General features: G+C 63.3%; 7 protein-coding genes. All 7 read left to right on the top strand.

All coding sequences use genetic code 11. From position 1 onward, the window contains the following. The first annotated feature begins 4 nt into the window (after window positions 1-4). The 7 genes from rplA to rpsG all read left to right on the top strand — a co-directional run bounded on the left by rplA (window position 5) and on the right by rpsG (window position 12029). The gene (rplA, locus tag ABRP17_RS05335; RefSeq protein ID WP_188324962.1) at window positions 5-703 is read left to right on the top strand and encodes a 50S ribosomal protein L1; all 699 of its coding nucleotides are present in this window, start codon (window positions 5-7) and stop codon (window positions 701-703) included. A 385-nt stretch (window positions 704-1088) separates the two neighbouring features. Then, on the top strand, window positions 1089-1622 hold the full coding sequence (gene rplJ / locus ABRP17_RS05330; protein WP_349985763.1) for a 50S ribosomal protein L10: 534 nt from the start codon (window positions 1089-1091) through the stop codon (window positions 1620-1622). 63 nt (window positions 1623-1685) lie between these two features. After that, window positions 1686-2054, top strand: coding sequence for a 50S ribosomal protein L7/L12 (rplL, locus tag ABRP17_RS05325; protein ID WP_188324960.1), 369 nt, complete (start codon window positions 1686-1688; stop codon window positions 2052-2054). 364 nt (window positions 2055-2418) lie between these two features. Continuing rightward, window positions 2419-6573, top strand: a complete 4155-nt coding sequence (rpoB, locus tag ABRP17_RS05320) for a DNA-directed RNA polymerase subunit beta (protein WP_188324959.1) — start codon at window positions 2419-2421, stop codon at window positions 6571-6573. An 88-nt stretch (window positions 6574-6661) separates the two neighbouring features. Continuing rightward, a complete protein-coding gene (gene rpoC / locus ABRP17_RS05315) occupies window positions 6662-10909 on the top strand; it encodes a DNA-directed RNA polymerase subunit beta' (RefSeq protein WP_349985764.1) in 4248 nt (1415 codons plus the stop codon). 260 nt (window positions 10910-11169) lie between these two features. Next, window positions 11170-11544: a 30S ribosomal protein S12 gene (gene rpsL, locus ABRP17_RS05310; protein WP_042615316.1), complete on the top strand. Its 375-nt coding sequence runs from the start codon at window positions 11170-11172 to the stop codon at window positions 11542-11544. An 11-nt stretch (window positions 11545-11555) separates the two neighbouring features. Next, window positions 11556-12029 (top strand): 30S ribosomal protein S7, encoded by a 474-nt coding sequence (gene rpsG, locus ABRP17_RS05305; RefSeq protein ID WP_188324957.1) that lies wholly within the window; start codon window positions 11556-11558, stop codon window positions 12027-12029. Window positions 12030-12102 lie beyond the last annotated feature (73 nt).

Here is a 12102-nt window from a genome sequence, read left to right as displayed (position 1 = left end):
TAAGATGGCACAGACCAAGCGTGAGAAGGCCTCCAAGGCCGCAGTCGTCGCCGGCAAGTCGTACGGCTTCGAAGAAGCAATCAAGATCCTGAAGACCACCGCCACCGCCAAGTTCGTCGAGTCGATCGACGTGGCCGTGCGCCTGGGCGTGGATGCCAAGAAGTCCGACCAGCAGGTGCGCGGTTCCACCGTGCTGCCGGCCGGTACCGGCAAGTCGGTCCGCGTCGCGGTGTTCGCTCCGGCCGGTGCCAAGGCTGACGAAGCCCTGGCCGCAGGTGCGGAAGCGGTCGGTATGGACGATCTGGCCGAGAAGATGCAGGCCGGTGATCTGAACTATGACGTCGTGATCGCGACCCCGGACGCCATGCGCGTCGTGGGTAAGCTGGGCACCGTGCTCGGCCCGCGCGGCCTGATGCCGAACCCGAAGGTCGGCACCGTCTCGGCCAACCCGGGCGAAGCCGTCAAGAACGCAAAGTCGGGTCAGGTGCGTTACCGCACTGACAAGGCCGGCATCATCCACTGCACCATCGGCAAGGCCAGCTTCGAAGACGAAGCGCTGAAGTCGAACCTGCAGGCGCTGCTGCTCGACCTGATCAAGGCCAAGCCGGCCACCTCGAAGGGCCTGTACCTGCAGAAGGTGTCGGTCAGCTCGACGATGGGCCCGGGCGTCACGGTCGACCAGTCGACGCTGACCCTGAAGTAAGTGATTCAAGCGGGCAGGGCGCCTTCGGGTTCCTTGTCCGTCTCTTTTGAAGGCGTCCGCCGGCATCCATCGCCGGTGGCAGCCGTCAAAGACCGCAGGTGCGGTCGTGGTATGCCGGCGACGGGCACGGAAGCTCGATTTGGCAAGGAGTCGCCGCCGGAGCAGTCACGAACGCTTAATCGATCCTTCGTGGATCACCCTGCGTAGATGGTGCCCTTCTGGAGTTTTTTCTGGTCATGCAAGTCTGGGGTAACCCAGGTTGGATCCAGGTCTGGAACGGCCCACCCCCCGGAACATCAGCCTGATGTTCCCGGTGTCCAGGACGGACGCCGCCCAGGACCGCACACGGCAGGAGCCGTAAGCGGAGTTCAATCGGAGGAGTGCAATGGCTCTCAATCTGTCCCAGAAGCAAGAAGTAGTCGCGGAGCTGGCAGACATCGCCGCCAAGGCCCACTCCTTGATCGCAGCCGAATATGCTGGCACCACGGTCTCCCAGATGACCGCGATGCGCAAGCAGGCTCGTGAAACCGGCGTTTTCTTGAAAGTTGTCAAGAACACCCTGGCTTCGCGCGCCGTTGAAGGCACCGAATTCGCATGTGCACAGGACAAGCTGGTCGGTCCGCTGCTGTACGCGTTTTCGCTCGAGGAGCCCGGCGCAGCCGGTCGCCTGATCAAGGAATTCGCCAAGGGCAACGATAAGCTGCAGCCCAAGGTTGTCGCCATCGGCGGCGAAGTGTTCCCGGCAAGCCACGTTGATGTGCTGGCCTCGTTGCCGACCCTCAACCAGGCGCTGGCAATGCTGGCACGCGTCCTGACCGAGCCGGTCACGATGTTCGCGCGCGCCAACAAGGCCCTGGCCGATCAGCTGGGTGGCGGTGAAGCCGCTGCTGCTGACGAGCCGGTCGCCGAGACCGCCTGAGTTTCGACCTACCGTGGTTCCTGACGGAACCTACATCCAGAATATTATTGAAAGGTATCAATCATGTCCCTTACCAACGAACAGATCGTCGACGCAATCGCCTCGAAGTCCCTGATGGAAGTGATGGAGCTGGTCAAGGCCATCGAAGAGAAGTTCGGCGTCTCCGCCGCTGCTCCGGTTGCTGCAGCTGCCGCTGCTGGCCCGGCTGCTGCTGTTGAAGAGCAGACCGAGTTCACCGTGACCCTGAAGTCGCCGGGCGACAAGAAGGTCGAAGTGATCAAGGCCGTCCGCGCCATCACCGGCCTGGGCCTGAAGGAAGCGAAGGACCTGACCGAAGCCGGCGGCGTCGTGAAGGATGGCGCGTCGAAGGACGAAGCCGAGAAGATCAAGAAGGACCTGGAAGCTGCTGGCGCGACTGTCGAAGTCAAGTAAGCAGATCCCTTGCGTCGCCATCGATTTCGGGCGATGCAGCCAAGGCTGGGGGCGTAAGCCCCCGGCCTTTGGTCGTTTCACCACGCGCGGTAGAGCCGATTTCAGTCGGCTGCAAGACAAGCGGTAGAGCCGACTTCAGTCGGCTGCAGGACAAGCGAAAAAAAGCCCAACACGGGCTGCGGTCAAAAGGCCCGTCCAGCCAGCGCGCAGCGCGGCGGCGGTCAACAGATGCAGTCAAGTTGGCAGTTGGAAGTAGCAAGAGAAGGCGTGCTGGTGCCGGCAATACCAGCGACTTCCAACTGACAATTTCAAGTTTCCTTTTGGGTCGTGGACGCACGCCCCTCACAACAAGGTGGAAGACATCATGACGTCCTATTCGTTCACCGAGAAGAAGCGCATCCGCAAGGATTTCGCCAAGTCGCGCGCGATTCTCGAAGTGCCGTTCCTGCTCGCCATCCAGGTGGACTCGTATCGCGAGTTCCTGCAGGAAAACGTGGATCCGGCCAAGCGCACGGACCACGGCCTGCACGCCGCCCTGAAGTCCGTCTTCCCGATCTCCAGCTACAGCGGCAACGCGGCGCTGGAATACGTCGGCTACAAGCTGGGCGATCCGGTGTTCGACGAGCGCGAGTGCCGCCAGCGTGGCATGAGCTACGGCGCCCCGCTGCGCGTGACCGTGCGCCTGGTGATCTACGACCGTGAGTCGTCGACCAAGGCCATCAAGTACGTGAAGGAGCAGGAGGTCTATCTGGGTGAAATCCCGCTGATGACCGACAACGGTACCTTCATCGTCAACGGCACCGAGCGCGTCATCGTCTCGCAGCTGCACCGTTCGCCGGGTGTGTTCTTCGACCACGACCGTGGCAAGACCCACAGCTCGGGCAAGCTGCTGTACAGCGCCCGCATCATCCCGTACCGCGGTTCCTGGCTGGACTTCGAGTTCGACCCGAAGGACGCGCTGTTCACCCGTATCGACCGCCGCCGCAAGCTGCCGGTGTCGATCCTGCTGCGCGCACTGGGCTACAGCAACGAAGAAATGCTGGCCGAGTTCTTCGAGATCAACACGTTCCACATCAATCCCGACGAAGGTGTCCAGCTGGAGCTGGTGCCCGAGCGTCTGCGTGGTGAAACCCTGGGCTTCGACCTGGCCGACGGTGACAAGGTCATCGTGGAAGCAGGCAAGCGCATCACCGCGCGCCATGTCAAGCAGCTGGAAGCCTCGGGCATCGCCGCCCTGGCCGTGCCGGATGATTACATCGTCGGCCGCATCCTGTCGCACGACGTGGTCGATTCGTCCACCGGCGAACTGCTGGCGCAGGCCAACGACGAGATCAGCGACGACCAGCTGCAGGCCTTCCGCAAGGCCGGCGTGGACGCCGTGGGCACCCTGTGGGTGAACGATCTGGATCGTGGCCCGTACCTGTCCAACACGCTGCGCATCGATCCGACCAAGACCCAGCTGGAAGCCCTGGTCGAGATCTACCGCATGATGCGTCCGGGCGAGCCGCCGACCAAGGACGCCGCACAGAACCTGTTCCACAACCTGTTCTTCACCTTCGAGCGCTACGACCTGTCCACGGTCGGCCGGATGAAGTTCAACCGTCGCGTGGGCCGCAAGGAAACCACCGGCGAAGCCGTGCTCTACGACCGCAAGTACTACGGCGAGCGTAATGACGAAGAGTCCAAGCGCCTGGTCGCCGCGCATGGCGAGTCGTCCGACATCCTGGACGTGATCAAGGTCCTGACCGAGATCCGCAACGGCCGTGGCGTCGTCGATGACATCGACCACCTGGGCAACCGTCGTGTGCGTTCGGTCGGCGAAATGGCCGAGAACGTGTTCCGCGTGGGCCTGGTCCGCGTCGAGCGCGCGGTCAAGGAGCGCCTGTCGATGGCCGAGTCCGAAGGCCTGACCCCGCAGGAGCTGATCAACGCCAAGCCGGTCGCTGCCGCGATCAAGGAATTCTTCGGCTCCTCGCAGCTGTCGCAGTTCATGGATCAGAACAACCCGCTGTCGGAAGTCACGCACAAGCGTCGCGTCTCGGCCCTGGGCCCGGGCGGCCTGACCCGCGAACGCGCCGGCTTCGAAGTGCGCGACGTGCATCCGACCCATTACGGCCGCGTCTGCACCATCGAAACGCCGGAAGGCCCGAACATCGGCCTGATCAACTCGCTGGCCGTGTATGCCCGCACCAATGAGTACGGTTTCCTTGAAACCCCGTACCGCAAGGTCGTCGACGGCAAGGTCTTCGACGAAGTCGAGTTCCTGTCGGCCATCGAAGAAAACGAGTACGTCATTGCCCAGGCCAACGCGCTGACCAATGCCGACAGCGTGCTGACCGAGCAGTTCGTACCGTGCCGCTTCCAGGGCGAATCGCTGCTGAAGCCGCCGGCGGAAGTCCACTTCATGGACGTCTCGCCGATGCAGACCGTGTCGGTCGCTGCCGCGCTGGTTCCGTTCCTGGAGCACGATGACGCAAACCGTGCACTGATGGGCGCCAACATGCAGCGCCAGGCCGTGCCGACCCTGCGTGCGCAGAAGCCGCTGGTGGGTACCGGTATCGAACGCGCCGTGGCCCGCGACTCCGGCGTCACCGTCAACGCCCGTCGTGGTGGTGAAGTGGTGCAGGTCGACGCCGCGCGCATCGTGGTCAAGATCGTCGAAGAAGAGATCATCGGTGCAACCGACGCCGGCGTGGACATCTACAACCTGGTCAAGTACACCCGCTCCAACCAGAACACCTGCATCAACCAGCGTCCGCTGGTGAACGTGGGTGACGTGGTGGCGCGTGGCGACGTGCTGGCCGACGGTCCGTCCACCGACATCGGCGAGCTGGCCCTGGGCCAGAACATGCTGATCGCGTTCATGCCGTGGAACGGCTACAACTTCGAAGACTCCATCCTGCTCTCCGAGCGCGTGGTGGAAGAAGATCGTTACACCACGATCCACATCGAAGAGCTGACCTGCGTTGCCCGTGACACGAAGCTGGGGCCGGAGGAAATCTCCGCCGACATCCCGAACGTGTCCGAGCAGGCGCTGAACCGCCTGGACGAATCCGGCGTGGTGTACATCGGTGCGGAAGTGCGCGCCGGTGACATCCTGGTCGGCAAGGTGACGCCGAAGGGCGAAAGCCAGCTGACCCCGGAAGAGAAGCTGCTCCGCGCGATCTTCGGCGAGAAGGCGTCGGACGTGAAGGACAGCTCGCTGCGCGTGCCGCCGGGCATGGACGGCACCGTCATCGACGTGCAGGTCTTCACCCGCGACGGCATCGAGAAGGACAAGCGTGCGCGCCAGATCGAAGAATCCGAAATCAAGCGCGTCAAGAAGGACTTCGACGACCAGTACCGCATCCTGGAAGGTGCCATCTACGCCCGTCTGCGTTCGCAGATCGTCGGCAAGGTGGTCAACGGTGGCGCCAACCTGAAGAAGGGTGACGTCATCACCGACGCCTACCTGGACGGCCTGAAGAAGGCTGACTGGTTCGTGCTGCGGATGAAGGACGAAGACGCTTCGGAATCCATCGAGCGCGCGCAGAAGCAGATCCAGGCGCACGAGAAGGAATTCGAGCGTCGCTTCGCCGACAAGCGCGGCAAGATCACCGCGGGCGATGACCTCGCTCCGGGCGTGCTGAAGATGGTCAAGGTCTTCATGGCCGTGAAGCGCCGCATCCAGCCGGGCGACAAGATGGCAGGCCGCCACGGCAACAAGGGTGTGGTCTCCAACGTGGTGCCGGTCGAGGACATGCCGTACATGTCGTCGGGCGAAACCGTGGACATCGTGCTGAACCCGCTGGGCGTGCCGTCGCGCATGAACATCGGGCAGATCCTGGAAGTGCATCTGGGCTGGGCCGCCAAGGGCCTGGGTCGCAAGATCCAGGGCATGCTGGAAGCCCAGGCCGCGGTGTCGCAGCTGCGGATCTTCCTGGACGAGGTGTACAACCACGACAGCACCAACGTGGCCACCCACGTCGACCTGACCCAGTTCAGCGATGCGGAACTGCTGCGCCTGGCCGGCAACCTGACCGACGGCGTGCCGATGGCAACGCCGGTCTTCGACGGTGCCACCGAGGCGGAGATCAAGCGCATGCTGGAACTGGCAGACCTGCCGACCAGCGGCCAGACCCAGCTGTATGACGGCCGTACCGGCGAGGCGTTCGATCGCCAGACCACCGTCGGCTACATGCACTACCTGAAGCTGAACCACCTGGTCGACGACAAGATGCATGCCCGTTCGACCGGTCCGTACTCGCTCGTCACCCAGCAGCCGCTGGGCGGCAAGGCGCAGTTCGGCGGGCAGCGCTTCGGTGAGATGGAAGTCTGGGCGCTGGAAGCCTACGGCGCGGCCTACACCCTGCAGGAAATGCTGACGGTGAAGTCCGATGACGTGCAGGGCCGCAACCAGATGTACAAGAACATCGTCGATGGCGAGCACGAGATGGTGGCCGGCATGCCGGAATCCTTCAACGTGCTGGTGAAGGAAATCCGTTCGCTGGCCATCAACATGGAACTGGAAGACAGCTGATCGCGCAGGCGCTGCTGCCCCGGCAGCAGCGCCGCCGCTTCGCTCCTGACAGCCCATCGACACAGCATTCCTCCTTCTGGAGAACACCATGAAAGACCTGCTCAACCTCTTCAACCAGCAGCGCCAGACGCTGGACTTCGACGCGATCAAGATCGCGCTGGCTTCGCCCGACCTGATCCGTTCGTGGTCGTTCGGCGAAGTGAAGAAGCCGGAAACGATCAACTACCGTACCTTCAAGCCGGAGCGTGACGGCCTGTTCTGCGCCGCCATCTTCGGACCGGTCAAGGACTACGAGTGCCTGTGCGGCAAGTACAAGCGCATGAAGCACCGTGGTGTGGTCTGCGAGAAGTGCGGCACCGAAGTGACCCTGGCCAAGGTGCGCCGCGAGCGCATGGGCCACATCGACCTGGCGTCGCCGGTCGCGCACATCTGGTTCCTCAAGTCGCTGCCGTCGCGCATCGGCCTGATGCTGGACATGACCCTGCGTGACATCGAGCGCGTGCTGTACTTCGAAGCCTACGTGGTGACCGAGCCGGGCCTGACCGCCCTGGAGCGCCGCCAGCTGCTGACCGAAGAGCAGTACCTGACCGCGCGTCAGGAGCACGGTGATGACTTCGACGCCGCCATGGGCGCCGAGGCCGTCTACGAGCTGCTGCGCACGATCGACCTGCAGTCGGAAATGACCCGCCTGCGCGAAGAGATCGCCAGCACCGGTTCGGAAACCAAGCTCAAGCGCCTCACCAAGCGCATCAAGCTGATCGAAGCCTTCCTGGAATCGGGCAACCGTCCGGAGTGGATGGTGATGACCGTGCTGCCGGTGCTGCCGCCGGACCTGCGTCCGCTGGTGCCGCTGGACGGTGGCCGCTTCGCGACCTCCGACCTGAACGACCTGTACCGCCGCGTCATCAACCGCAACAACCGCCTGCGTCGCCTGCTGGAACTGAGCGCGCCGGACATCATCGTGCGCAATGAAAAGCGCATGCTGCAGGAATCGGTCGATGCGCTGCTGGACAACGGCCGTCGCGGCCGCGCCATCACTGGCACCAACAAGCGCCCGCTGAAGTCGCTGGCCGACATGATCAAGGGCAAGCAGGGTCGCTTCCGCCAGAACCTGCTGGGCAAGCGCGTCGACTACTCGGGCCGTTCGGTCATCGTGGTCGGCCCGTACCTGCGCCTGCACCAGTGCGGCCTGCCGAAGAAGATGGCGCTCGAGCTGTTCAAGCCGTTCGTCTTCGCCAAGCTGCAGCGTCGTGGCCTGGCCACCACCATCAAAGCCGCCAAGAAGCTGGTCGAGCGCGAAGAAGCCGAAGTCTGGGACATCCTGGAAGAGGTCATCCGCGAACATCCGGTGATGCTGAACCGTGCGCCGACCCTGCATCGTCTGGGCATCCAGGCGTTCGAGCCAGTGCTGATCGAAGGCAAGGCCATCCAGCTGCATCCGCTGGTCTGCACCGCGTTCAACGCCGACTTCGACGGTGACCAGATGGCCGTCCACGTGCCGCTCTCGCTGGAAGCCCAGCTGGAAGCGCGTGCGCTGATGATGTCCACCAACAACATCCTGTCGCCGGCCAACGGCGAGCCGATCATCGTGCCGTCGCAGGACGTCGTGCTGGGTCTGTATTACATGACCCGCTCGCTGGTGAACAAGAAGGGCGAGGGCATGGCCTTCGCCAACATCGCCGAAGTCAAGCGTGCCTACGACAACCGCGTGGTGGAACTGCATGCGCGCGTCAAGGTCCGCATCACTGAAGTGGTGACCGACGAGGAAGGCAACAAGCAGAACAAGACCTCGATCGTGGAAACCACGATCGGTCGCGCCCTGCTGGCTGAAATCCTGCCGGAAGGCCTGCCGTTCGCGCTGGCCAACACCGAGCTGACCAAGAAGAACATCAGCCGCCTGATCAACTCCAGCTACCGTCAGCTGGGCTTGAAGGACACGGTCGTGTTCGCCGACAAGCTGATGTACACCGGCTTTGCCTACGCAACCCGTGCGGGTGTGTCGATCGGTATCGACGACATGCTGATCCCGGACGAGAAGCGCGGCATCCTCACCGAGGCCGAAGCCGAAGTGCTGGAAATCCAGGAGCAGTACCAGTCGGGCCTGGTCACCGCCGGTGAGCGCTACAACAAGGTGGTCGACATCTGGTCGCGCACCAACGAACGCATCGCCAAGGCGATGATGGACACCATCGGTACCGAGAAGGTCACCGATTCCAACGGTGACATCATCGACCAGAAGTCGATGAACTCGCTGTACATCATGGCCGACTCCGGTGCACGTGGTTCGCAGGCGCAGATCCGCCAGCTGGCCGGTATGCGTGGCCTGATGGCGCGTCCGGATGGCTCGATCATCGAAACGCCCATCAAGGCGAACTTCCGTGAAGGCCTGAACGTGCAGGAGTACTTCAACTCCACCCACGGTGCCCGTAAGGGTCTGGCCGATACCGCGCTGAAGACCGCCAACTCGGGTTACCTGACCCGTCGTCTGGTGGACGTCGCGCAGGACGTGGTGATCACCGAGGTGGATTGCGGTACCACTGAAGGCCTGACCATGACGCCGATCGTGGAAGGCGGCGATGTCGTGGAGCCGTTGAAGGACCGCGTGCTGGGTCGTGTCGTCGCCGAGGACGTGTTCCTGCCGGGCAACGACGAAGATCCGATCGTCACCCGCAACACGCTGCTCGACGAAGCCTGGGTGGCCAAGCTGGAAGATGCCGGCGTGCAGAGCATCAAGGTGCGCTCGACGATCTCGTGCGCCTCGCCGTTCGGTGTCTGCGGCCGTTGCTACGGTCGTGACCTGGCGCGTGGCCACATCGTCAACATCGGTGAAGCGGTCGGCGTCATCGCCGCGCAGTCGATCGGTGAGCCGGGCACCCAGCTGACCATGCGTACGTTCCACATCGGTGGTGCGGCATCGCGTGCGGCAGCAGTGGACAACATCACGGTGAAGACCACCGGTTCGGTGAAGTTCAACAACCTGAAGTCGGTGTCGCATGCCAACGGTTCGCTGGTGGCGGTGTCCCGCTCGGGCGAAATCTCGGTGCTCGATGCCCATGGCCGCGAGCGCGAGCGTTACAAGCTGCCCTACGGCTCGATGATCGCCTCCAAGGATGGCGACTCGGTCAAGGCTGGCCAGACCGTGGCGAACTGGGATCCGCATAACCACCCGATCGTTTCGGAAGTGGCCGGTTTCCTGCGCTTCATCGACTTTGTCGATGGCATCACCGTCATCGAAAAGACCGACGAACTGACCGGCCTTGCCTCGCGCGAGATCACCGATCCGAAGCGTCGCGGTTCGATGGGCAAGGATCTGCGTCCGCTGATCCGCATCGTCGACGCCAAGGGCGCCGACCTGCTGATCCCGGGCACCGACATGCCGGCCCAGTACCTGCTGCCGCCGCGCTCCATCGTCAACCTGCAGGACGGCGCCGCCGTCGGCGTGGGCGACGTGGTCGCCAAGATCCCGCAGGAAGCGTCCAAGACCCGCGACATCACCGGTGGTCTGCCGCGCGTGGCCGATCTGTTCGAAGCCCGCAAGCCGAAGGATCCGGCCGTGCTGGCCGAGCGTTCGGGCATCATCAGCTTCGGCAAGGACACCAAGGGCAAGCAGCGTCTGATCATCAAGGACACTGACGGGACGGAACACGAAGAGCTGATTCCGAAGTACCGCCAGGTGATCGTGTTCGAAGGCGAGCACGTGACCAAGGGCGAAACCATCGTGGACGGCGAGCCGAGCCCGCAGGACATCCTGCGTCTGCTGGGTGTCGAACCGCTGGCTGCCTACCTGGTCAAGGAAATCCAGGACGTGTACCGCCTGCAGGGCGTGAAGATCAACGACAAGCACATCGAGGTGATCACCCGCCAGATGCTGCGCAAGGTCGAGATCACCGACCAGGGCAACAGCAAGTTCCTGAATGGCGAACAGGTGGAACGTCAGCGCGTTATCGAGGAGAATGCACGCCTCGGTGCCCGTACCGAACTGCCGGCCCAGTACGATCCGGTCCTGCTGGGCATCACCAAGGCTTCGCTGGCAACCGAATCGTTCATCTCGGCGGCGTCCTTCCAGGAAACCACCCGCGTGTTGACCGAAGCCGCTGTTCGCGGCACCAAGGACAACCTGCGCGGCCTGAAGGAAAACGTCATCGTCGGTCGCCTGATTCCGGCCGGTACCGGCCTGTCCTATCACGCCAACCGCCGTCGCGGCGCTACCGGCCTGACCGATTCGGAGATGCTGACGCTGACCGGTACGCCGGCCGCTGCAGCCGCAGAACCGGCTGCTCCGGCGCCGGCTCCGGTGGCCGCCGTCGAAGCTGAACAGGCTTCGGGGGAAGAGTAAGAAACACGGTCCGCCCCCTCGGGGGTGGGCACGGAAAAGGGCAGGCGAGGCCTTCGGGTTTCGCCTGCCAGTCTGAACGGGGTACATGGAGGCCCCCCGGTAACTTCCCTGGATCAGGGAGGGCTTGACAGGAGCGCGTTTGACTGCGTTTCTGACAGGTTGCTACAATCGTCTGTCTCAGCAGGCCCGTTTTCAGGCCTGCTTTAACATTTCCGCATCTCTGGTCAGTTTTTACTGGCCCCAATCAGAAGAACCTACTGATGGCGACGATCAACCAGCTGGTCCGCAAGCCGCGGCAAGCTACCACCTACAAGAGTGCCTCGCCGGCGCTCGAGAAGTGCCCGCAGCGCCGTGGCGTCTGCACGCGCGTCTATACCACCACCCCGAAGAAGCCGAACTCGGCCCTCCGCAAGGTTGCCAAGGTCCGCCTGACCAACCAGGAAGAGGTCATCAGCTACATCGGTGGTGAAGGCCACAACCTGCAGGAGCACTCCGTGGTCCTGATCCGCGGCGGTCGCGTCAAGGATCTGCCGGGTGTGCGTTACCACACTGTTCGCGGTTCGCTCGATGCCTCCGGTGTCGCCAAGCGTCGCCAGGCCCGTTCGAAGTACGGCGCCAAGCGTCCGAAGGCATAAGGAGAGAGCACATGTCGCGTAAAGGTAATACTCCGCAGCGTTCCGTCCTGCCCGATCCCAAGCACGGAAGTGAAACCATCGCCCGCTTCATCAACATGGTGATGTTGAGCGGCAAGAAGTCCGTAGCCGAGAAGATCGTCTACGGCGCGATGGACGTCATCAGCGAAAAGAACGCCGCCGCCAATACGGTGGAACTGGTGCAGAAGGCGCTGGAAAACGTCGCTCCGTCGGTCGAGGTCAAGTCCCGCCGTGTCGGTGGTGCCACCTACCAGGTGCCGGTCGAAGTGCGTTCGTCGCGCAAGATGGCACTGGCCATGCGTTGGCTGATCGACTCCGCGCGCAAGCGTGGTGAGAACACCATGCCGAAGAAGCTGGCGGCCGAGCTGCTGGATGCCTCGGAAAACCGTGGCGGCGCGATCAAGAAGCGCGAAGAAACCCACCGTATGGCCGAAGCCAACAAGGCGTTCGCGCACTACCGCTGGTGAGTTTGACGGCCTTGTAAAACAGGCAGGGCAGCACCATCTGAGTGCTGCCCCGCGACCCCGGAAGGGTCGCGCC

The organism is Stenotrophomonas sp. WHRI 8082 (genome assembly GCF_040223995.2).
In the GTDB taxonomy this organism is placed as follows: Bacteria; Pseudomonadota; Gammaproteobacteria; order Xanthomonadales; family Xanthomonadaceae; genus Stenotrophomonas.
Note: the sequence above shows the minus strand (reverse complement) of the source record. Positions and strands in the feature narration are given on the sequence as shown.

What these genes read in the sequence shown, in the direction of transcription:
- rplA (WP_188324962.1), top strand. Translation starts at nt 5, where the DNA reads ATGGCACAGACCAAGCGTGAGAAGGCCTCCAAGGCCGCAGTCGTCGCC.
- rplJ (WP_349985763.1), top strand. Translation starts at nt 1,089, where the DNA reads ATGGCTCTCAATCTGTCCCAGAAGCAAGAAGTAGTCGCGGAGCTGGCA.
- rplL (WP_188324960.1), top strand. Translation starts at nt 1,686, where the DNA reads ATGTCCCTTACCAACGAACAGATCGTCGACGCAATCGCCTCGAAGTCC.
- rpoB (WP_188324959.1), top strand. Translation starts at nt 2,419, where the DNA reads ATGACGTCCTATTCGTTCACCGAGAAGAAGCGCATCCGCAAGGATTTC.
- rpoC (WP_349985764.1), top strand. Translation starts at nt 6,662, where the DNA reads ATGAAAGACCTGCTCAACCTCTTCAACCAGCAGCGCCAGACGCTGGAC.
- rpsL (WP_042615316.1), top strand. Translation starts at nt 11,170, where the DNA reads ATGGCGACGATCAACCAGCTGGTCCGCAAGCCGCGGCAAGCTACCACC.
- rpsG (WP_188324957.1), top strand. Translation starts at nt 11,556, where the DNA reads ATGTCGCGTAAAGGTAATACTCCGCAGCGTTCCGTCCTGCCCGATCCC.